Origin of the sequence: Streptomyces sp. KPB2 (genome assembly GCF_003950055.1) — a bacterium.
GTDB classification, from domain to species: Bacteria; Actinomycetota; Actinomycetes; order Streptomycetales; family Streptomycetaceae; genus Streptomyces; species Streptomyces salinarius.
The window spans coordinates 5237265-5258326 of record NZ_CP034353.1 but is presented as its reverse complement, the minus strand read 5'-3'; the positions used below and the strand labels follow the sequence as shown (position 1 = coordinate 5258326).

Here is a 21062-nt window from a genome sequence, read left to right as displayed (position 1 = left end):
GACGCCGCTACGGGCGCAGCGCCGGCTCGCGCTCGACGTTCCGCTTGTCGAGCCTCGCGTCGAACGTCGCCAGCGGCTCGGCCGCCGACGGGTTCTCCCGGACCTCGGCGGAGGCGACGCCCGCCCAGTCCAGGATGCGGGCGGTGGCGAACGCCTTCTGGTCGGGCACCAGACCGGCCACGTTCGCCCCGTGGTTCATACCGGGCGCGGTCATGACGTAGGAGTCGCGCGCACCGTGCCCGAGGCGGAAGCGCTCGGCACCCCACGGGTCGTTCTCGCCGTACACGAACAGCATGTGCCGGGCGTTGTGCCGCACCCAGGTGTCGACGTCCCGCATCGCCCACGGCTCGAACTTCATCGGGATCGAGCGGGGCACGAAGTTGCGCGGCGGCTGGTAGCCGTAGCGGATGTACTTCTTCTCGATGTGCGGGAAGTGGATCGTCGGCGCGCCCAGCTGCGTGCCCGCCTGGTAGTAGTACGGCGTGTAGGTCTGCAGGCCCTGGTCGGTGTAGGCGGAGAAGCCGGAGATGGTGTCGACGGAGTCCCAGATCGCCTCGTCGGTGGCGTGCTTCGCGTCGGCCGGGATGTCCGCGCAGTCGGCGAGGGTGCTGTACTGCCAGAAGCCCCACACGTAGTCGAGGACGACGGCCTCGTAGGCGCGGTCGAGGCTGCCGATGGTGTCGAAGGTGTAGCCGTTCTCGGCCGCGTACGCCGCGTACTTCTGCTCCAGCGGCGCCCGGCGCACCAGCGCCTCGCGCTGCACGCCGTTCAGCTTGTCGCGGCACTCCTCGGTGCCGACGCGGGCGAAGAAGCGGTCGTAGGCCGAGTCCTCCTTGTTCACCACGTCGTTGGGGGCGACGTAGGCGACGACGCCGTCCATGTCGCGGGGGTAGAAGCGCTCGTAGTAGGTGGCGGTCATGCCGCCCTTGGAGCCGCCGGTGGAGATCCAGTTCTTGGAGTAGAGCGGCTTCAGGGCCTTGAAGATGCGGTGCTGGTCGCTGGCGGCCTGCCAGATGTCCAGCTTGGACCAGTCGGCCGGGGCGGGCCGGGACGGCGTGAAGTAGCGGTACTCCATGGAGACCTGGTTGCCGTCCACGATCTGGGTCGGCTCGCGCCGGCTGGGGTTCGTGGAGACGTTGTAGCCGCCGGTGTAGAAGACCGTCGGCCGGTTCACGTCCTTGTGCAGCACGGTGATCCGCTGCTGGAACGTGCCCTTGGACGGGTGCCGGTGGTCCACCGGCTGGGTGTAGTTGAGGACGAAGAAGCGGTAGCCGGTGTACGGCTTCTCCTCGATCAGGCTCATGCCCGGTATGGACAGCAGCCGGTCCTTGATGTCGACGGCCTTCGGCTCGGCGGCGGTGGCCGCCCCCGCCGTGCTGACGGTGCCTATGAGCACCACGAGCGCCAGCAGCCATCTGAGCGCCTTGCGCATGCACCCTCCCTGTGAAACCGATGTCCGCCGGAAGCTATCGGAGCAACTCCCGTGGCACCAGAGTCAGCAGAGGATCCAGCCGGAGCTGACCGAGGACTTGGACACCTTGCCGGTCACCCAGACACAGCGTTTCCCGGCGTGCACGGTCACCGGTCCGGCGCGATGGGCGAACCGGCCCGAGTCCACGACCGCGCGGCTGCCCCGGGCCCGCACGCCGACGGACATCTGCCGCTTCGTGCCCGGCTTCTTGGGGACGGTGACGGCGCAGACGTATCCGCCGCGTTTGTGGACGAGGACGGATCCGGTGGCGAAGTGGAGGGTGCGCACCTTGCGGCCGGGGCACCCCGTGGCGGCCTGCGCCTGCTGCGGCAGCGCGACGGTGAGCAGCGCGGCGGCGCTCAGCACGGCCGTGCCGAGCGCCAGCCGACGGCGGGTTGCGGCACCGTCCCGGCCCACTGCGGTCCCCCTCCGTGGCGTGATCACTGACGACGGCACGGTCTGTGACGACGTACGGGTGTACGGACGCAGGACACGTGTCGCACGGTTGCGCGAGCGGTGCGGCGTCTCGCTCGCGTCAGCGCGTCGCGCCGACCGGCTCCTCCGGTTCGGACGCGCCGACGAAGGTCCGCCACAGCCGCGCGTACCGTCCGTCGAGGGCCAGCAGTTCGTCGTGCGTGCCGTCCTCGGCGACCCGGCCGCCGTCCATGACGACGACGCGGTCCGCGCGGGCGGCCGTGGTCAGCCGGTGGGCGACGACGAGTGTCGTACGGCGTCCGGCGATGCGGTCGGTGGCCTGGTTGACCTGTGCCTCGGTGGCCAGGTCCAGGGCGGCCGTGGCCTCGTCGAGGAGCAGCACGTCCGGGTCGACCAGTTCGGCGCGGGCCAGCGCGATCAGCTGCCGCTGTCCGGCGGAGAGGTTGCGGCCCCGCTCGGCGACCTCGTGCAGGTAGCCGCCCTTGAGCGTGGCGATCATCTCGTGCGCGCCGACCGCCCGCGCCGCCGCCTCCACCTCGGCGTCGGTGGCGTCGGGGCGGCCGTAGGCGATGGCGTCGCGCACGGTGCCGGGGAAGAGGTACGCCTCCTGCGGGACGACGCCCAGCCGGTGCCGGTAGGAGGTGAGGTCGAGGGCGCGCAGGTCCTGGCCGTCGACGGTGACCCGGCCGCCGGTCGGGTCGTAGAACCGGGCCACCAGCTTCACCAGCGTCGACTTGCCGGCGCCGGTCTCGCCGACGAAGGCGACGGTCTGTCCGGCCGGGATGCGCAGGTCGATGCCGGAAAGGGCCGCGTCCGCCTCGTCGGCGCCGCCGTACTTGAAGTGCACGTCCTCGAAGGCGATCTCGCCGCGCAGGCCGGTGACCTCGGAGGGCTGGTCGGCGGCCCGGGTCGAGGTGGGCTCGCGCAGCAGCTCCTGGATGCGGCCCAGCGAGACGGACGCCTGCTGGTAGCCGTCGAAGACCTGGGAGAGCTGCTGGACCGGGGCGAAGAACAGGTCGATGTAGAGCAGGTACGCCACCAGCGCGCCGGTCGTCAGCGTGGCGTCGTCGATCCGCGCGCCGCCCACGACCAGCACGGCCGCTGCGGCGGCCGAGGACAGCAGCTGCACGAACGGGAAGTAGATGGAGATCAGCCACTGTCCGCGGATGCGGGCCTGCCGGTAGCTGTCGCTGCGCTCGGCGAACCGCCGCCCGCCGTCCCGCTCGCGCCGGAAGGCCTGCACGATCCGGAGGCCCGCCACCGACTCCTGGAGGTCGGCGTTGACCGTGGACACCCGCTCGCGGGCCAGTTCGTACGCCTTCACGCTGGCCCTGCGGAAGAAGTACGTGGCGACGATCAGCGGCGGCAGGGTCGCGAAGACGATCAGCGCGAGCTCCACGTCGATCACCAGCAGGGCGACCATGATGCCGAAGAAGGTGACGACCGAGACGAAGGCGGTGACGAGTCCGGTCTGCAGGAACGTCGACAGCGCGTCCACGTCCGTCGTCATCCGGGTCATGATCCGGCCGGTCAGCTCGCGCTCGTAGTAGTCGAGGCCGAGCCGCTGGAGCTGGGCGAAGATCTTCAGGCGGAGCGAGTACAGGATCCGCTCGCCGGTCCGCCCGGTCATGCGGATCTCGCCGGTCTGCGCCGCCCACTGGGCGAGTACGGCGAGCAGCCCGAGCAGCGAGGACGCCCACACCGCGCCGAGGGCGGCCCGGGTGACGCCGTCGTCGATGCCGTTGCGGATCAGCACCGGCAGCAGCAGGCCCATGCCCGCGTCCACGGCCACCAGGGCGAGGCTGATCAGCAGCGGGGTGCGGAAGCCGCGCAGCAGGCGCCGCAGGCCGTACGAGGACTCGGGGCGCACCGCCTGCTGCTCGTCGATGTCCGGGGTGCCGTTCGCCGGGGGCAGCGCGTCGACCTGGGCGAGCAGCTCCGGGGTGGCCGGGGTGCCGGCGAGGGCGGTGTCCTTGGGCGCTCGGTCGCCGGTCCACAGCCGGGGGGTGACGCCGCGCTCGGCGTCGAACTCGGCGTCCAACTCGTCGCGTACCGAGGTGTCCTCGGTCTTCTCGGCGGGGCGGGTGTGGCCGGGCGAGACGCCGCCCAGCTCGTCGGGGTCGGTGAGCAGACGCCGGTAGAGGGCGGAGCGCTCCTGGAGTTCCTCGTGGGTGCCGAGGTCGGCGAGGCGGCCCCGGTCGAGGACGGCGATGCGGTCGGCGAGGCCGAGGGTGGAGCGGCGGTGGGCGATGAGGAGCGTGGTGCGGCCCCGCATCACCTGCTTCAGCGCCTCGTGGATCTCGTGCTCCACGCGGGCGTCCACGGCGGACGTGGCGTCGTCCAGGACCAGCAGCCGGGGGTCGGTGAGGATCGCCCGGGCGAGCGCGACGCGCTGGCGCTGGCCGCCGGAGAGGGTCAGCCCGTGCTCGCCGACGGTCGTGCCGTAGCCCTCGGGCAGCTCGGTGATGAAGCCGTGGGCCTGCGCGGCCCGTGCGGCGGCCTCGATCTCCTCGTCGGTGGCGTCGGGGCGGCCGTAGGCGATGTTGGCGCGGACGGTGTCGGAGAAGAGGAAGGAGTCCTCGGGCACCAGGCCGACGGCGGCCCGCAGCGAGTCGAGGGTCAGCTCGCGCACGTCGTGGCCGCCGACGAGGACGGCGCCGCGCGTCACGTCGTAGAAGCGCGGCAGGAGCAGCGAGACGGTGGACTTGCCGGAGCCGGAGGAACCGACGACCGCGAGGGTCTCACCGGCGCGGATCTCGAAGGAGAGCCCGTCGAGCACGGGCCGCGACTCCCCGTCGGCCGTGTCGTAGCCGAAGGCGACGTCGTCGAACTCGACGGTCGCGGGCGCGTCGGCCGGGAGGGTCTTGGTGCCGTCCTTCATTGCCGGCTCGGTGTCGATCAGCTCCAGGACGCGCTCGGTGCCGGCGCGGGCCTGCTGGCCGACGGTGAGCACCATGGCCAGCATGCGGACCGGGCCGACCAGCTGGGCGAGGTAGGTGGAGAAGGCGACGAAGGTGCCGAGGGTGATGTGTCCGCGGACGGCCAGCCAGCCGCCGAGGGCGAGCATGGCGACCTGTCCGAGCGCGGGGACGGCCTGGAGGGCCGGGGTGTAGGTGGCGTTCAGCTTGATGGTGCGCAGCCGCCCCGCGAAGAGCTTGCGCCCGACCTCCCTGAGCTTGCCGGTCTCCTGTTCCTCCTGCCCGAAGCCCTTCACCACGCGTACGCCGCTCACCGAGCCGTCGACCACTCCGGCGACGGCGGCGGCCTGCGCCTGCGCGTACCAGGTGGCGGGGTGCAGCCGGGTGCGGCTGCGGCGGGCGATGAACCACAGGGCGGGGGCGACGGCCAGCGCGACCAGGGTGAGCGGCAGGGACAGCCACGCCATGATCACCAGGGAGATCAGGAAGAGCAGGACGTTCCCGATGGTCATCGGGAGCATGAAGAGCAGGCCCTGGATCAGCTGGAGGTCGCTCGTCGCCCGCCCGACCACCTGCCCCGTGGACAGCTCGTCCTGGCGTCTTCCGTCGAGCCGGGTGATCGTCCCGTACATGTCGGTGCGCAGGTCGTGCTGAACGTCGAGGGCCAGCCGGCCGCCGTAGTAGCGGCGGATGTAGGTCAGGGCGTAGACGGCGAGCGCGGCGCCGACGAGCAGACCGGCCCACACGGCCATGTCCCTCGTCTTGGCGCCGATCACGTCGTCGATGATCACCTTGGTGATCAGGGGGACGAAGGCCATGACGGCCATGCCGCCCAGCGAGGCCCCCAGGGCGAGAACGACGTCCTTGGGATACCGCCAGGCGTACCCCGCCAGTCGTCGTACCCAGCCCCGTTGCGCGTCCACGCCGTGCCCTCCGGTCGTTCGTCCGGTCGTCCTGCTCACCTGATCTACCGGAAGGCACCAACACGGGCGAGCGGGGATTTCATCCCGCCGCAATGATCGGCCGGGTGATCAGGCGCGTACGCGGAGCCCGAGGAAGCGGGTGGTCTGGACGTCGTTCTGGTTGTCGTCACTGACGACGAGCACGTCCGTACGGCCTCCGGAGCGGCCGGTCACGGTCATCCCCTCGAAGTTGTCGAGGAGCGGGTTGGGCTGCGGCTGCCCGGCGGTGGCGCCGAGGGTGGGGCAGTCGGCGAGGTCGGCGAGGAGCCGTTTGCGCAGCGCGGTGCCGTGGCCGGGCCGGTCGGCCAGGTGGAGGCGGACCGTGTTGCCGACGCCGGCGGTGAAGCCGCGCTCCAGGACGAGGAGGCGGCCGTCGGGGGTCGCGGTGACCTCCGAGACGCCGAGGCCGGGGTCGGTCCGGTAGGTGTAGCCGGCCCCGAGCCGGAAGTCGCCGTGCCGCGTCCGCTGCCACGTCTGGAAACGGACCAGGTCGGCCGGGTCGCCGTCCAGCGGGTACTCCATCGAGGCGAGCAGGGTCCGTCCGCCCGGCAGGAGCGTCAGCCCCTCGAAGCTGCCGTTGGCCCTCGCCCGGCCCTCGGGAGCGGTGCGCAGGTCGTCGGGCACGGGCAGACGGCCGAGCAGCTCGCCGGTGCGCGAGTAGCGGCGGACGGACGGCTCGGTCTCGGAGGAGACGAGGTACGTGCCGTCCCGGTCGACGACCAGTCCCTCGGAGTCGAGCGCGGCGCCGTTCTCGTCGGCGAGCCGGATCACGCCGCGCGGCTCGAGGGTGCGGGCGTCCAGCCGGAAGAGGGAGGAGCGGTCGGAAAGAGCGGCCACGGCGCCGCGCCGGTCGGGGGCGAGGGCGGAGAGGTTGCCGACGTACGTGCCGTCGTACGTCGTCTTGTCGAGGACGTCGGAGTAACCGGTCAGGGAGACGGCGGGCGAGCAGGCGTGCCGGGGCGGCCGGTCGTGCGCGGCGGCGGCCGGTCCGGCGGCGACGAGGCAGCCGGCCGCCGCGAGGCCCGCGGTGAGGGTGGCGAGGGAGGTGCGGAGCATTCTCGGACGCATGGCCGAAACCTTAAGCGGGAGGAATGGCCAAGAGTTGGCCGTTTTGCGAAGGGCAGGGTTCGGCGGCGTACCGGTGGCAAGTAATGAGCCATGCCGGAGCAGAACGAGAGCGGCCACAGGTTGGCCGGTCGGCTGTACGCGACGATGCGGGTGCTGAAGTCCCTCACCGAGCCTTCCGGGCCGAAGCCGGTCGGCGACGAGGAGTTCGCTGGGCAGGACAGTCCGAGGGAACGCGTCCAGGCCCTGAAGCTGGACCTCTTCAACGATCTGGTGGCCACCGTCCAGAAGGGGCGGCACGCCAAGGCTGTCGGCGAGATGTTCCGCGCGATGCCCGCCCTGGTGCCCAGGCAGAGCGTCGCCTTCGACAAGAACCTCGGTGAGCGCGGACTGGCCGAATTCAACGCCGGATACCGCGCCCAGCTCGCCGAGCTCAAGGAGGCTTACCCCGAACTGGTCGAGTGAGGGCGGACCGGCCCCCGCGCGCGACGTCGTCACGCAATCGACACCGTCCGTACACCCCACCTCCTACATGTCCATGTCACGCTCGATCTACCGCAGGAATCCACACGCGTAGATCGGACACCCCACATGCTCGCGATACGCACCCGCCGCCGGAGGGCGGCAGCCCTCGCCACGGCCGCCGTACTGGCCGCGGTCGCCGCCCCCTCGCTGACCGCGACCCCGGCCACGGCCACGACCGCATCGGCGGCCACCACGTCATCGGACTATGACTCGACGTACTACAAGGACGCGATCGGGAAGACCGGCGACAGCCTCAAGTCCGCCCTGCACACCATCATCAGCGACCAGACGAAGCTGTCGTACTCGGCGGTCTGGGACGCGCTCAAGGCCACCGACGAGGACCCGGACAACAGCGGGAACGTGATCCTGCTCTACTCGGGCGTCTCCCGCAGCAAGTCGCTCAACGGCGGCGACACCGGCGACTGGAACCGCGAGCACGTGTGGGCCAAGTCCCACGGCGACTTCGGTACCTCGACCGGACCCGGCACGGACATCCACCACCTGCGCCCCTCGGACGTCCGGGTCAACAGCGTCCGGGGCAACAAGGACTTCGACAACGGCGGCAGCGCGGTCAGCGAGGGCGGCGGCAGCCTCACCGACTCCGACTCCTTCGAACCCCGCGACGCCGTCAAGGGCGACGTGGCCCGCATGATCTTCTACATGGCGGTCCGCTACGAGGGCGGCGACGGCTTCGCCGACCTGGAGGTCAACGGCCAGGTCGACAACGGCAGCAACCCGTACATGGGCAAGCTCTCGGTACTGAAGGCGTGGAACGACGAGGACCCGCCGGACGCCTTCGAGGAGCGGCGCAACCAGGTCATCTACGACGAGTTCCAGCACAACCGCAACCCGTTCGTCGACCACCCGGAGTGGGTGGAGTCGATCTGGTAGGCGGTCAGCCCACGAGGTCGGCGTAGACGATGATGTTGTCCGGACGGTGGCCGTCGGTGATCTCGCCGCCGCAGGTGATCAGGCGCAGCTCGGGACGGTCGGTCCTGCCGTAGACCTTGTCGGTGGGGAACGCGTCCTTGTCGACCTGTTCCAGCGCGGTGACGGCGAAGACCGCCCGGGTGCCGTCCTCGCGGGTCACGTCGATCGTGTCGCCGGGCTTGATCTTCCCCACGTTCCGCATGACCGCCGGGCCGTTCACGGTGTCGAAGTGGCCCACGAGGACGGCCGGTCCGGTCTCACCGGGAGTGACGCCCTTCTCGTACCAGCCGATGCGGTCGGCCTGCGGGACGGAGGGGACCTCGATGGTGCCGTCGTCGTTCAGTCCGAGCCGGAGCAGGGGTGCGGTGTCGACCCCGGCGGCGGGGATGGCGACGCGCACGGGCACGGAGGCGGGCATCGCGGCCGGGGTACTCGCCCCGCTCGGCGCGGGCGTGCCGGGCGCGGCGGCGGACGGGGCGATGTGCGGGGGCGGGGTGGCCGCGTGCCCCTCCGCCCCGCAGCCGGCGAGTGCGGCGGCGCAGGGCAGGACGAGCAGGGCCGCGGCCAGGCGGCGTCCGGCGGTCAGGCGCATGGTCGGGTCTCCTGATGGCCCTGGTCCGGCGGGCCGGACCAGGGTGCGGGTGGTGGCTCGCTTCAGCGCGTGGCGGCCGGCCGGCGGCGGCGCAGTGCGACGAAGCCCAGACCGGCGGCACCGGCGGCCGCGGCGGCCCCGCCGATCGCCACGAGCGACGAGTCGCCGCCGTCCGCGGCCTCGTAGCCCGCCGCGACGCCGCCCTTGGGGACGACGGACGTCTGGACGGTGCCGCCCTGCCCCGCGGCGCCCGACTGGCCCGACTCGTCGGTCCGGTAGGTGAAGCCGCACCCCTCCGGCAGGCTCGGGAACGAGGTGACCGACGCCGGGTGGCCGCCGCCCTCCATGTTCGTCCGCAGCTGCGGGTGGCTGCTGTTGGGCTTGAGGATCTCGGCGAGGAAGCCGGCGCTCGCGGGCAGCTTCGGGTGCGTGCGGTCCAGGGACAGGCCCGGCAGGTAGCCGTCCTCGCCCGCGCCCTTGAAGCGGACGGAGGGGCCGGAGGGGCTGATCGTCAGGACCGCGGCGGTGCCGGCGCCTATGTTCTGGGTCTTCGTCGCCACGCAGCGGACGGGCGTCACCGGACCCTGGCCGTCCGAGCCGCCGTCGGTGACCGAGGGCGTCGGAGTCGGCGAGGTGACCGGCGTCACCGGGCCCTGACCGGGGGAGCCGCCGTCGGTGACCGAGGGCGTGGGGGTCGGCGTCGGGGAGGAGTCGGCGACGGCGGTCAGGGCGGAGCCCAGGACCATGCCGGTCACCGCGACGGCGCCGACGGCTCCGCGCAGCACGCGCCGGCGGGGGGAGGACACAACGGACGGGGAGGAATCAACAAAAGCGGGCGCAACGGTCTTCTTCAAGGAAGTGCAACCTTTCCGGTCGGCATGATTCCTTGACGCTATAAATCGCCTACGGGTGGAACCGTGTGCTCCGCGTCACAGCACTGTCACAGGTCGCGCGCGAACCCTCCACATCTCGTGACGTCCCGTCAACCCAGGTGTGTCGGCGCGAACATCCGCAGGACGGCCGGGAGGACGACCACCGAGGGGCCCGGTGCGGCCAGGGCCTTCGCGAGGTCGGCCGCCAGGGTCTGCGGGGACGTCCGCACGCCCGGCACCCCGAACGACTCGGCCAGCGCCACGTAGTCGGGGCGGGTCAGCTCCGTCGCCGTCGGCGCGCCGAAGGCGTCGGTCATGTACTCGCGCAGGATGCCGTAGCCGCCGTCGTCGACGATCAGCCAGGTGACGTTCAGGTCGTACTGGCGGGCGGTGGCCAGCTCGGCGACGGAGTACAGGGCGCCGCCGTCGCCGGAGACCGCCAGCACCGGGTGGGTGGGGTCGGCGACCGCCGCTCCCAGGGCGGCCGGGAAGCCGTAGCCGAGGCCGCCGGCGCCCTGGGCGGAGTGCATGGTGTTCGGGGCCTTGGCGTCGAAGGCCGACCACGCCCAGTAGGCCAGGATCGTCATGTCCCAGAAGGACGGGGCGCCGGGCGGGAGGGCCGCGCGGACGGCGGCCAGGACGTCCTGCTCCAGGGTGAGTTCCTGGGCCGCGATGCGGTCGCGGACCTTGTCCAGTACCGCGCGGACCCGCTCCGGGGCGCTCGGGTCGGTGCGCTCCCCCACCGTCTCCAGCAGCGCCTGGAGGGCGAGGCGGGCGTCGGCGTGGATGCCGAGGGCCGGGTGGTTGGACTCCAGCTTGCCGAGGTCGGCCTCGATCTGGATCACCCGGCCGCGGGGCTTGAACGTGTGGTAGTTCGAGGAGAGTTCGCCGAGGCCCGAGCCGACGACGAGGAGGACGTCGGCGTCCTCCAGGAAGTCCGTGGTGTGACGGTCCTCCAGCCAGGACTGGAGGGAGAGCGGGTGCGTCCAGGGAAAGGCGCCCTTGCCGCCGAAGGTCGTGACGACGGGGGCCTGGAGGCGTTCCGCGAGCTGCCGGAGCTTCTTCGCGGCGTCGGCCCGGACGACGCCGCCGCCCGCGACGATCGCGGGGCGCTCCGCGCGGGACAGCAGGTCGGCGGCGACCGCGGTCAGTTCGGGGCGCGGGGGCAGCTCCTCGGGGAAGGTGTCGCCGCCGGTGACGACCGGGACCGCCGTCTCCGCGAGGAGGACGTCCTGCGGGATCTCCACCCACACGGGACCGTGCGGGACGGTCAGCGCCGAGGTCCACGCCTCGGCGATGGCGGACGGGATCTGGGACTGGGTGCGGACGGTGTGGACGGACTTCACGACACCCCGGAAGGACGCCGCCTGGTCGGGGAGTTCGTGCAGATAGCCGTGGCGTCCGCCGCCGAGGCCGGCCGTCGGGACCTGGCTGCTGATCGCGAGGACGGGGGCGGAGGCCGCCCGCGCCTCCTGGAGCGCGGCCAGGGAGGTGAGGGCTCCCGGGCCGGTCGACAGGAGCAGCGGGGCGGCCTCGCCGGTGACGCGGCCGTAGGCGTCGGCGGCGAACCCGGCGTTGTTCTCCACCCGCAGGCCGATGTAGCGCAGGTCGGAGCGGCGCAGGGCGTCGAACATGCCGAGGGCGTGCTGGCCGGGCAGGCCGAAGACGGTGGTCGCGCCGAGCCCGGCCAGACTCTCCACGACCAGGTCTCCGCCGTTGCGGCCGGGAGGCGGGTTCAGCGCGGCCTCCGTCTGGGCGGCGGTCGGACGGAGTACCAGGTCGTGGTCGTGGGTCACTTCGCTGCCTTCTCCTGGGCGATCTGGCGGGACATGATCGTCGTCAGTTCGTACGCGGTGTGGGAGGCCGCGACGGAGGTGATCTCCGCGTGGTCGTAGGCCGGGGCGACCTCGACGACGTCGGCCGAGACCAGGTTGCAGGAGGCCAGGCCGCGCAGGATCTCCAGCAGCTCGCGGGAGGTCATGCCGCCGGCCTCGGGGGTGCCGGTGCCGGGGGCGTGGGCGGGGTCCAGGCAGTCGATGTCGATGGAGATGTACAGCGGACGGTCCCCGATGCGCTGCCTGAGCTGGTCGGCGATCTCGTCGGCGCCGCGGCGGTAGACGTCGGCGGAGGTGACGATGCCGAAGCCCATCTTCTCGTCGTCGGTCAGGTCCTGCTTGCCGTACAGCGGGCCGCGGGTGCCCACGTGGGAGAGGGCGGAGGTGTCGAGGATGCCCTCCTCGACGGCGCGGCGGAAGGGGGTGCCGTGCGTGTACTCGGCGCCGAAGTAGGTGTCCCAGGTGTCCAGGTGGGCGTCGAAGTGGAGCAGGGCGACCGGGCCGTGCTTCTTGGCGACCGAGCGCAGCAGCGGCAGGGCGATGGTGTGGTCGCCGCCGAGGGTCATCAGGCGGGCGCCGGTGCCGAGGAGGTCGTCGGCGGCGGCCTCCACGGTCTCGACGGCCTCGTTGATGTTGAAGGGGTTGACGGCTATGTCGCCGCCGTCCGCGACCTGGGCCAGGGCGAAGGGGGAGGCGTCCTGCGCCGGGTTGTAGGGGCGCAGGAGGCGGGAGGCCTCGCGGATGGCGTTGCCGCCGAAGCGGGCGCCGGGCCGGTAGGAGACGCCCGAGTCGAACGGCACGCCCACCACGGCGACGTCGGCGGTGCCGACCTCGTCCAGGCGCGGGAGCCGGGCGAAGGTCGCGGGTCCGGCGTAGCGCGGGATCCGCGAGGAGTCGACGGGCCCGCGGGGCGTCTCGTTGCTGCTCATGTACTGCCTTCCTTCTTACGCTTCGTCGCGTATGTACTACTGCTGTCCGACTGTACTGGTGAGCGAGGCAGCCGGTCGTCGCAGACTAGATGGCCGAAACCGGGCCGCGACATGTACATCCCGTCCACCCGCGCCCCGGGGACTGGAGGAATCGGCTATCCCGCCGGGACCGGCTGCTGCCCGGACCCGGGCTGCTACACAATGGAGCCATGCCGATACCCGGGACACCCAGCCGCGCCGAACTCGCCGAGCACCTCGTCAGAACCCGTATCGCGGGTGACGTCGCCACTCCCCGCGAGAACAACCTCTCCCACTACCGGAAGCTGGCCAACGGCGACCGGGGCTTCTGGCTCGGTCTGGAACTGGGCGACCGCTGGAGCGACGAGCAGGACGTGCTCGCGGTGATGGCGGAGCGGGTCGGCGTCAACGACGATCCCGAGCACCGGTACGGCCAGGACACCATCGATCCCGAGCTGACCGTTTCGGCGCTGGAGCGGATGGCGGGGCGGCTGCGCAAGGCGGCCGACGGCGGGCAGCGGGTGCTGTTCGCGACCGGTCACCCCGGCGGACTGCTCGACGTGCACCGCGCCACGGCCGCCGCGCTGCGGGACGCGGGCTGCGAGATCGTGGTGATCCCGGAGGGGCTGACCACGGAGGAGGGGTACGTCCAGCAGTTCGCGGACGTGTCCGTGCTGGAGCACGGGGCCTCGCTGTGGCACACCCACTCGGGCGAGCCGATGAAGGCCATCCTGACCGGCCTGGAGCGCGAGGGCCGCCCGCTGCCGGACCTGGTGGTCGCCGACCACGGCTGGGCCGGGTACGCCGCCCAGCACGGTGTGGACTCGATCGGCTACGCGGACTGCAACGACCCGGCCCTCTTCCTCGCCGAGTCCGAGGGCACCCTCCAGGTGGCGGTGCCACTGGACGACCACGTGGTCAGCCCGCGCTACTACGACCCGATGACGGCGTACCTGCTGACGGAGGCCGGACTGAAGTAGGCCCGGCTCCGCCACGCGGTCCCGCCGTCGTCACCGGGGGACGCGGACCACGCCCTCCTGGACGACCGAGACGGCGAGCCGGCCGTCCTGGGTGTGGATGCGGGCCTGGCCGAGGCCCCGGCCGCCGGACGCGGACGGCGACTGCTGGTCGTACAGCAGCCATTCGTCGGCGCGGAAGGGCCGGTGGAACCACATGGCGTGGTCCAGCGAGGCCCCGACGACGTCGCCCACGGCCCAGCCGCCGCGGCCGTGCGCGAGCAGGACCGAGTCGAGCAGCGTCATGTCGGAGACGTAGGTGGCGAGGACGACGTGCAGCAGCGGGTCGTCCGCGAGCTTGCCGTTGGTGCGGAACCACACCTGGGAGTGCGGTTCGCGCGGGGTGCCGAAGTCGCCGAAGGGCGGGTCGTCGACGTAGCGCAGGTCGACGGCGGCACGGGCCTCCAGGAAGCGCTCCACGGTCTCGGCGGGCAGGTGCGGGTAGGCCCGCAGCCGTTCCTCGCCGGTGGGGAGGGTCGCCGGGTCCGGTGCGGGCGGCATCGGGGCCTGGTGGTCGAGGCCCTCCTCGTACGTCTGGAAGGACGCCGACAGGGTGAAGATCGGCTTGCCGTGCTGGACGGCGACGACGCGGCGGGTGGTGAAGGAGCGGCCGTCGCGCAGCCGGTCGACGTTGTAGACGATGGGGGCGCCGGGGTCGCCGGGGCGCAGGAAGTACGCGTGCAGGGAGTGCGCGTGCCGGTCCGCGGGGACCGTGCGGCCGGCGGCGACCATGGCCTGGGCCGCCACCTGCCCGCCGAAGACCCGGGGGACGACGGCGGACCGGGAGCGGCCTCGGTAGATGTCCTCCTCGATCCGCTCGAGGTCGAGCAGGTCGAGGAGGGACTGGAGTGCTTCGCTCATGACCTGTGGTCTACAGGCCCATGTTCTTCGCGATGATCGACTTCATGATCTCGCTGGTGCCGCCGTAGATGCGGTTGACGCGGTTGTCCGCGTACAGGCGGGCGATCGGGTACTCGTTCATGTAGCCGTAGCCGCCGTGCAGCTGGAGGCAGCGGTCGATGACGCGGTGGGCGACCTCGGTGCAGAACAGCTTGGCGCTGGCGGCCTCGGCGGGGGTCAGCTCGCCGGCGTCCAGGGCCTCGGTGGCGCGGTCGACGACGGCTTCGGCGGCGTCCACCTCGGCCTGGCAGGCGGCCAGCTCGAACTTGGTGTTCTGGAAGTGGGCGACCGGCTTGCCGAAGACGGTGCGGTCCTGCACGTACTGCTTGGCGAAGCGGACGGCGGCCTTGGCCTGCGCGTAGGCGCCGAAGGCAATGCCCCAGCGCTCGGAGGCCAGGTTGTGGCCGAGGTAGTAGAAGCCCTTGTTCTCCTCGCCGAGCAGGTCCTCGACGGGGACCTTGACGTCGACGAAGGCCAGCTCGGCGGTGTCGGAGGTGCGCAGGCCCAGCTTGTCGAGCTTGCGGCCGACCGAGTAGCCCTCGGACTTGGTGTCCACGGCGAACAGGGAGATGCCGTGGCGGCGGTCCTCGGCGGTGGGCGCGGCGGTGCGGGCGCAGACGATGACCCTGTCGGCGTGCACGCCGCCGGTGATGAAGGTCTTGGCGCCGTTGAGGACGTAGTGGGTGCCGTCCTCGGAGAGCTTGGCGGTGGACTTCATGCCCGCGAGGTCGGAGCCGGTGCCCGGCTCGGTCATCGCGATGGCCCACATCTCCTCGCCGGTGACGAACTTCGGCAGGTAGCGCTTCTTCTGCTCGTCGGTGGCCAGCATGTTGATGTAGGGCAGGGCGAGCAGCACGTGGACGCCGGAGCCGCCGAACTGGACGCCCGCGCGGGCGGTCTCCTCGTAGAGGACGGCCTCGAACTTGTGGCTGTCCATGCCGGCGCCGCCGAACTCCTCGGGCACGTTGATGCCGAAGATGCCCAGCTCGCCGAGCTTGTAGTAGAACTCGCGCGGCGCCTGACCCGCGGCGAACCAGTCGTCGTAGACGGGGACGACCTCGGCCTCGATGAAGGCGCGCAGGGTCTCCCGGAACGCCTCGTGGTCCTCGTTGAACACCGTACGGCGCACCGCGCCACCTCCAGGGTACGAATATCTAAGCGCTTGCTCAGATACCACCGTACCGGCGAGTAGTCAGAGGCGTCCAGACCGGGACGCGGGTAACCCTCGTCACTCCCGGAGGCGGGGGGCCGGCCCTACGCCTCCCCCACCGCCGCGAACGCCCCCCGCGCCATCCGGTGCAGCAGCTCCGCCGTCACCGCGCGCCCCGGGCGACCCAGGTGGGGGGTGGAGTTCAGGAGGCCGAAGACCGAGTGGACGGCGGAGCGGGCAGCGGGCTCGGCGAGCGCCGGGTAGACCTCGCGGAGCACCCCGACCCACAGCTCGACGTACTGCCGCTGCAGCTGCCGCACCATCTTGCGGTCGGCATCCCGCAGGCGGTCCAGCTCGCGGTCGTGCAGGGTGATGAGCGGGCGGTCGTCGAGCGCGAAGTCGATGTGTCCCTCGATGAGCGAGTCGAGGACCGCCTCGGGACCCGTCGCGCCGGCGCCCGCCCCGGAGCCGGCCGCCCCGTCCGCCTCCGCCAGCCGCCGCTTCGCCCCGGTCAGCAGCGAGTCGCTGATCCCGACCAGCAGCTCGGCGAGCATCGCGTCCTTGCCGGGAAAGTGCCGGTAGAGGCCGGGGCCGCTGATGCCGACCGCGGCGCCTATCTCGTCGACGCCGACCCCGTGGAAGCCGCGCTCGGCGAAGAGCCGGGCGGCCTCCTTGAGGATCTGCTCGCGGCGGGTGGGGGCGTCGGTTCTGGTGGCCATGGAGTCGATTCTAGACAGGGAGGTTAGCGGTCGTTAACCTGAAGGAAATGCGTTAACGCTCATTAACTGGTCGATCACTGGGTGAGGGGACCGCAGGATGCAAGAGGCACCGGAGCTGACGACGGCGGCGGACCCCGCCTCGGAGGCCTTTCGGGCCAACGAGGAGGCGCACGCCGCCCTCGTTCAGGAGCTGCGCGCCAAGCTCGCGGCGGCCCGGCTGGGCGGCGGCGAGCGGGCGCGGGCCCGGCACACCGCGCGGGGCAAGCTGCTGCCGCGCGACCGCGTGGACACGCTGCTCGATCCGGGCTCGCCGTTCCTGGAGCTGGCGCCGCTCGCGGCCGACGGGCTCTACGACGGAGCGGCCCCGGCCGCCGGTGTCATCGCCGGCATCGGCCGGGTCAGCGGCCGGGAGTGCGTGATCGTCGCCAACGACGCCACGGTCAAGGGCGGCACGTACTACCCGATGACCGTGAAGAAGCACCTGCGGGCGCAGGAGGTGGCGCTGGAGAACCGGCTGCCGTGCCTCTACCTCGTCGACTCCGGGGGCGCCTTCCTGCCGATGCAGGACGAGGTCTTCCCCGACCGCGAGCACTTCGGGCGGATCTTCTACAACCAGGCCCGCATGTCCGGCGCCGGCATCCCGCAGATCGCCGCCGTCCTCGGCTCCTGCACGGCGGGCGGGGCGTACGTCCCGGCGATGAGCGACGAGGCGGTGATCGTCCGCAACCAGGGCACGATCTTCCTGGGCGGCCCCCCGCTGGTGAAGGCGGCCACCGGCGAGGTGGTCACGGCGGAGGAGCTGGGCGGCGGCGAGGTCCACTCGCGGGTGTCCGGCGTGACCGACCACCTCGCCGAGGACGACCCGCACGCCCTGCGCATCGTGCGGCAGATCGTCTCCACCCTGCCGGAGCGCGGCCCCCTTCCCTGGGGCGTCGAGGCGGCCGTCGAGCCGAAGGTGGACCCGCAGGGGCTGTACGGCGCGGTGCCGGTCGACTCCCGCACCCCCTACGACGTCCGCGAGGTCATCGCGCGCGTGGTGGACGGCTCCCGGTTCGCCGAGTTCAAGTCCGAGTACGGGCAGACCCTGGTCACCGGCTTCGCCCGGATCCACGGCCACCCGGTCGGCATCGTCGCCAACAACGGCATCCTGTTCTCCGAGTCCGCCCAGAAGGGCGCCCACTTCATCGAGCTGTGCGACCAGCGCGGCATCCCGCTGGTGTTCCTTCAGAACATCTCCGGGTTCATGGTGGGCCGGGACTACGAGGCCGGTGGCATCGCCAAGCACGGCGCCAAGATGGTGACGGCGGTGGCGTGCACGCGCGTGCCGAAGCTGACGGTCGTCGTCGGCGGTTCGTACGGCGCGGGCAACTACTCGATGTGCGGGCGGGCGTATTCGCCGCGCTTCCTGTGGATGTGGCCCAACGCCAAGATCTCCGTGATGGGCGGCGAGCAGGCCGCGTCCGTGCTGGCCACGGTCAAGCGGGACCAGCTGGAGGGGCGCGGCGAGCAGTGGCCGGCCGAGGAGGAGGAGTCCTTCAAGGCGCCGATCCGCGCCCAGTACGAGCACCAGGGCAACGCCTACTACGCGACCGCCCGCCTGTGGGACGACGGCGTGATCGAGCCCGCCGACACCCGGCAGGTGCTGGGCCTGGCCCTGACCGCGTGTGCCAACGCGCCGCTGGGCGAGCCCCAGTTCGGCGTCTTCCGGATGTGAGGAGGGGACCCATGGACAACACGAAGGACACGCCGCGCATGTTCGACACCGTGCTCGTCGCCAACCGCGGCGAGATCGCCGTCCGCGTCATCCGGACGCTGCGCTCGATGGGCGTGCGTTCGGTGGCGGTCTTCTCCGACGCCGACGCGGACGCGCGGCACGTGCGGGAGGCCGACGAGGCGGTACGGATCGGCCCGGCGCCGGCGACCGAGAGCTACCTGTCCGTCGAGCGGCTGCTGGAGGCGGCGGCCCGGACGGGCGCGCAGGCCGTGCACCCGGGGTACGGCTTCCTCGCCGAGAACGCCGGCTTCGCGCGGGCCTGCGAGGAGGCGGGGCTGGTCTTCATCGGGCCGCCCGCCGACGCGATCGCTCTGATGGGCGACAAGATCCGCGCCAAGGAGACGGTGCGGGCGGCCGGGGTGCCGGTCGTCCCCGGCTCCAGCGGCAGCGGGCTCACCGACGAGCAGCTGGCGCAGGCCGCCCGCGAGATCGGCACCCCGGTGCTGCTGAAGCCCTCGGCGGGCGGCGGCGGCAAGGGCATGCGGCTGGTGCGGGACGAGGCGGTGCTGGCCGACGAGATCGCCGCCGCCCGCCGCGAGGCCCGCGCCTCCTTCGGCGACGACACGCTGCTGGTGGAGCGGTGGATCGACCGCCCCCGGCACATCGAGATCCAGGTGCTGGCCGACGGCCACGGGGGCGTCGTGCACCTGGGCGAGCGCGAGTGCTCGCTCCAGCGCCGCCACCAGAAGGTGATCGAGGAGGCGCCGAGCGTCCTCCTGGACGAGGCGACGCGGGCGGCGATGGGCGAGGCGGCCGTGCAGGCGGCCCGTTCCTGCGGCTACCGGGGCGCGGGCACGGTGGAGTTCATCGTGCCGGGCGGCGACCCCTCGCAGTACTACTTCATGGAGATGAACACCCGTCTCCAGGTCGAGCACCCGGTGACCGAGCTGGTGACCGGCCTGGACCTGGTGGAGTGGCAGCTGCGGGTGGCGGCCGGCGAGCGGCTCGGGTTCGCGCAGGAGGACGTACGGCTGACCGGCCACGCGATCGAGGCCCGCCTGTGCGCGGAGGACCCGTCCCGCGGCTTCCTCCCCTCCGGCGGCACGGTGCTGCGGCTGCGCGAGCCCGAGGGCGACGGCGTGCGCACCGACTCGGGGCTCAGCGAGGGCACCGAGGTGGGCAGCCTGTACGACCCGATGCTGTCCAAGGTGATCGCCTACGGCCCCGACCGGGAGACCGCGCTGCGCAGGCTCCGGGCGGCGCTGGCCGGGACGGTCACCCTGGGCGTGCCCACCAACGCCGGGTTCCTGCGCCGGCTGCTCGCGCACCCGGCGGTGGTCGCGGGGGAGCTGGACACGGGGCTGGTGGAGCGGGAGGTCGACGGACTCGTACCGGACGAGGTGCCGGCGGCGACGTACGCGGCGGCCGCACTGCTGCGCCAGGCCTCCCTCGCGCCCGTCGGCGGCCCCGGCTGGGCCGACCCGTTCGCCGCCGCGGACGGCTGGCGCATGGGCGGGGAGCGCGCCTGGACGGCGCACCACCTGCGGGCGGCGGGCCACGACCCGGTGACCGTGCGCGTGCGCCGGGCACCGGACGGAGGAGTGGAGCTGCTGCTGCCGGGACGCGACACGCCCGTGCGGGGGTCCGGGGGCACGCCCCCGCGGCCCGGGGACGAGCACCGGTTCACCTTCCTCCTCGACGGCGTCGCCCACACCTTCACCGCTCTGCCGGACGGCACCTGGCTGGGCCGCGACGGCGACGCCTGGCACGTGCGCGACCACGACCCGGTCGCCGCCTCCCTGAACCGGGCCGCCCACGCGGGCGCCGACTCGCTGACCGCGCCGATGCCGGGCACGGTGACGGTGGTGAAGGTCGCCGTCGGCGACGAGGTGAGCGCCGGGCAGAGCCTGCTGGTGGTGGAGGCGATGAAGATGGAGCACGTCATCTCCGCCCCGCACGCGGGCACCGTCGCCGAGCTGGACGTGGCGCCGGGCACCACGGTCGCCATGGACCAGGTGCTGGCGGTCATCGCACCCACCGACGAGGGGCAGGAGACGACATGAACACCCCGGAGCTGGATCTGCCCATGGCCGTACCGGCGACGGGCCTGCCCGCGCGCGTCCGCATCCACGAGGTCGGCGCCCGCGACGGGCTCCAGAACGAGAAGGCGACCGTGCCGACGGCCGTCAAGGCGGAGTTCGTCCGCCGCCTGGCCGGCACGGGCCTGACCACGATCGAGGCGACGAGCTTCGTCCACCCCAAGTGGGTCCCCCAACTGGCCGACGCCGAGGACCTGTACCCGGAGATCTCCGGCCTGCCGGTGTCGCTGCCGGTACTGGTGCCGAACGAGCGGGGCCTGGACCGGGCCCTCGCGCTCGGCGCGCGCCGCGTCGCGGTGTTCGCGAGCGCCACGGAGTCCTTCGCCAAGGCCAACCTCAACCGCACGGTGGATGAGGCGCTGGCCATGTTCGAGCCGGTGGTGACCCGGGCGAAGGGGGAGGACGTCCACGTACGCGGTTACCTCTCGATGTGCTTCGGCGACCCGTGGGAGGGCCCGGTGCCCGTCCCCCAGGTGGTGCGGGTCTGCCGGGCCCTGCTGGACATGGGCTGCGACGAGCTGAGTCTCGGCGACACCATCGGGGTGGCCACCCCGGGCCATGTGACGGCCCTGCTCACCGCGCTGACCGGGGCGGGCGTGCCGGTGTCCGCGCTGGGCGTCCACTTCCACGACACCTACGGCCAGGCCCTGGCCAACACGCTGGCCGCGCTCCAGCAGGGCGTCACCACGGTCGACGCCTCCGCCGGCGGGCTGGGCGGCTGCCCGTACGCGAAGTCCGCCACCGGCAACCTCGCCACCGAAGACCTCGTGTGGATGCTGCGCGGCCTCGGCATCGACACCGGGGTCGACCTCGGCCGTCTCGTCGCCACAAGCGTCTGGATGGCCGCACACCTGGGCCGGCCCAGCCCGTCCCGCACCGTTCGAGCCCTCTCCCACCAGGAGTCGTGAACAC

17 protein-coding genes are annotated in these 21062 nt (G+C 72.4%); 6 read left to right on the top strand and 11 right to left on the bottom strand.

The window, feature by feature from the left end:
- Positions 1–7 precede the first annotated feature (7 nt).
- From D1J63_RS23700 to D1J63_RS23685, 4 genes are all read right to left on the bottom strand, one after another.
- Positions 8–1432 carry a S28 family serine protease gene (locus tag D1J63_RS23700; protein ID WP_125631460.1) on the bottom strand — a complete coding sequence of 475 codons (1425 nt, stop codon included), beginning with the start codon at positions 1430–1432 and terminating at the stop codon, positions 8–10.
- 63 nt (positions 1433–1495) lie between these two features.
- Positions 1496–1888 carry a hypothetical protein gene (locus D1J63_RS23695; RefSeq protein WP_125631457.1) on the bottom strand — a complete coding sequence of 131 codons (393 nt, stop codon included), beginning with the start codon at positions 1886–1888 and terminating at the stop codon, positions 1496–1498.
- Between the two features lie 118 nt (positions 1889–2006).
- The gene (locus tag D1J63_RS23690; protein WP_125631455.1) at positions 2007–5747 is read right to left on the bottom strand and encodes an ABC transporter ATP-binding protein; all 3741 of its coding nucleotides are present in this window, start codon (positions 5745–5747) and stop codon (positions 2007–2009) included.
- Between the two features lie 108 nt (positions 5748–5855).
- A complete protein-coding gene (locus tag D1J63_RS23685; protein ID WP_125631453.1) occupies positions 5856–6854 on the bottom strand; it encodes an esterase-like activity of phytase family protein in 999 nt (332 codons plus the stop codon).
- A 90-nt stretch (positions 6855–6944) separates the two neighbouring features.
- On the opposite strand from D1J63_RS23685, the gene D1J63_RS23680 reads away from it, so the two are divergent.
- A complete protein-coding gene (locus D1J63_RS23680) occupies positions 6945–7316 on the top strand; it encodes a hypothetical protein (RefSeq protein ID WP_125631451.1) in 372 nt (123 codons plus the stop codon).
- Between the two features lie 126 nt (positions 7317–7442).
- Positions 7443–8267 carry an endonuclease gene (locus D1J63_RS23675; protein ID WP_125631449.1) on the top strand — a complete coding sequence of 275 codons (825 nt, stop codon included), beginning with the start codon at positions 7443–7445 and terminating at the stop codon, positions 8265–8267.
- Between the two features lie 4 nt (positions 8268–8271).
- Here D1J63_RS23675 and D1J63_RS23670 read toward each other — a convergent pair whose 3' ends face one another.
- From D1J63_RS23670 to speB, 4 genes are all read right to left on the bottom strand, one after another.
- A complete protein-coding gene (locus D1J63_RS23670) occupies positions 8272–8898 on the bottom strand; it encodes a class F sortase (protein ID WP_125631447.1) in 627 nt (208 codons plus the stop codon).
- Positions 8899–8960: 62 nt separating this feature from the next.
- Entirely contained in the window at positions 8961–9704 is a 744-nt protein-coding gene (locus tag D1J63_RS23665) for a hypothetical protein (protein WP_125631445.1), read from the bottom strand.
- 176 nt (positions 9705–9880) lie between these two features.
- Positions 9881–11566, bottom strand: a complete 1686-nt coding sequence (locus D1J63_RS23660; protein WP_125631443.1) for a thiamine pyrophosphate-binding protein — start codon at positions 11564–11566, stop codon at positions 9881–9883.
- Positions 11563–12534 (bottom strand): agmatinase, encoded by a 972-nt coding sequence (gene speB / locus D1J63_RS23655; RefSeq protein WP_125631441.1) that lies wholly within the window; start codon positions 12532–12534, stop codon positions 11563–11565. The genes D1J63_RS23660 and speB overlap by 4 nt, the downstream gene beginning before the upstream one ends.
- 209 nt (positions 12535–12743) lie before the next feature.
- On the opposite strand from speB, the gene D1J63_RS23650 reads away from it, so the two are divergent.
- Positions 12744–13532 (top strand): phosphatase, encoded by a 789-nt coding sequence (locus D1J63_RS23650; protein WP_102932858.1) that lies wholly within the window; start codon positions 12744–12746, stop codon positions 13530–13532.
- A 30-nt stretch (positions 13533–13562) separates the two neighbouring features.
- Here the strand turns inward: D1J63_RS23650 and D1J63_RS23645 are convergent, their stop codons facing one another.
- From D1J63_RS23645 to D1J63_RS23635, 3 genes are all read right to left on the bottom strand, one after another.
- Positions 13563–14429, bottom strand: coding sequence for an acyl-CoA thioesterase II (locus D1J63_RS23645; RefSeq protein WP_102932859.1), 867 nt, complete (start codon positions 14427–14429; stop codon positions 13563–13565).
- A gap of 10 nt (positions 14430–14439) precedes the next feature.
- Positions 14440–15597 (bottom strand): acyl-CoA dehydrogenase family protein, encoded by a 1158-nt coding sequence (locus D1J63_RS23640; RefSeq protein WP_052838028.1) that lies wholly within the window; start codon positions 15595–15597, stop codon positions 14440–14442.
- Between the two features lie 125 nt (positions 15598–15722).
- Positions 15723–16337, bottom strand: coding sequence for a TetR/AcrR family transcriptional regulator (locus tag D1J63_RS23635; RefSeq protein WP_125631439.1), 615 nt, complete (start codon positions 16335–16337; stop codon positions 15723–15725).
- Between the two features lie 97 nt (positions 16338–16434).
- Here D1J63_RS23635 and D1J63_RS23630 point away from each other — a divergent pair, with 97 nt between their 5' ends.
- From D1J63_RS23630 to D1J63_RS23620, 3 genes are read left to right on the top strand one after another with little or no spacing between them, the layout of a single operon-like run.
- Entirely contained in the window at positions 16435–18051 is a 1617-nt protein-coding gene (locus D1J63_RS23630) for a carboxyl transferase domain-containing protein (RefSeq protein ID WP_125631437.1), read from the top strand.
- Between the two features lie 38 nt (positions 18052–18089).
- Entirely contained in the window at positions 18090–20114 is a 2025-nt protein-coding gene (locus D1J63_RS23625; RefSeq protein WP_125635740.1) for an acetyl/propionyl/methylcrotonyl-CoA carboxylase subunit alpha, read from the top strand.
- Positions 20111–21058, top strand: coding sequence for a hydroxymethylglutaryl-CoA lyase (locus D1J63_RS23620; protein ID WP_125631435.1), 948 nt, complete (start codon positions 20111–20113; stop codon positions 21056–21058). Before D1J63_RS23625 ends, D1J63_RS23620 begins: the two co-directional genes overlap by 4 nt.
- Positions 21059–21062: the final 4 nt, after the last annotated feature.

Bases quoted from the DNA above. Each gene is read 5' to 3' on its own strand.
- D1J63_RS23700 (WP_125631460.1), bottom strand. From the start codon at position 1,432: ATGCGCAAGGCGCTCAGATGGCTGCTGGCGCTCGTGGTGCTCATAGGC.
- D1J63_RS23685 (WP_125631453.1), bottom strand. From the start codon at position 6,854: ATGCGTCCGAGAATGCTCCGCACCTCCCTCGCCACCCTCACCGCGGGC.
- D1J63_RS23680 (WP_125631451.1), top strand. From the start codon at position 6,945: ATGCCGGAGCAGAACGAGAGCGGCCACAGGTTGGCCGGTCGGCTGTAC.
- D1J63_RS23675 (WP_125631449.1), top strand. From the start codon at position 7,443: ATGCTCGCGATACGCACCCGCCGCCGGAGGGCGGCAGCCCTCGCCACG.
- D1J63_RS23670 (WP_125631447.1), bottom strand. From the start codon at position 8,898: ATGCGCCTGACCGCCGGACGCCGCCTGGCCGCGGCCCTGCTCGTCCTG.
- speB (WP_125631441.1), bottom strand. From the start codon at position 12,534: ATGAGCAGCAACGAGACGCCCCGCGGGCCCGTCGACTCCTCGCGGATC.
- D1J63_RS23650 (WP_102932858.1), top strand. From the start codon at position 12,744: ATGCCGATACCCGGGACACCCAGCCGCGCCGAACTCGCCGAGCACCTC.
- D1J63_RS23645 (WP_102932859.1), bottom strand. From the start codon at position 14,429: ATGAGCGAAGCACTCCAGTCCCTCCTCGACCTGCTCGACCTCGAGCGG.
- D1J63_RS23635 (WP_125631439.1), bottom strand. From the start codon at position 16,337: ATGGCCACCAGAACCGACGCCCCCACCCGCCGCGAGCAGATCCTCAAG.
- D1J63_RS23630 (WP_125631437.1), top strand. From the start codon at position 16,435: ATGCAAGAGGCACCGGAGCTGACGACGGCGGCGGACCCCGCCTCGGAG.
- D1J63_RS23625 (WP_125635740.1), top strand. From the start codon at position 18,090: ATGTTCGACACCGTGCTCGTCGCCAACCGCGGCGAGATCGCCGTCCGC.
- D1J63_RS23620 (WP_125631435.1), top strand. From the start codon at position 20,111: ATGAACACCCCGGAGCTGGATCTGCCCATGGCCGTACCGGCGACGGGC.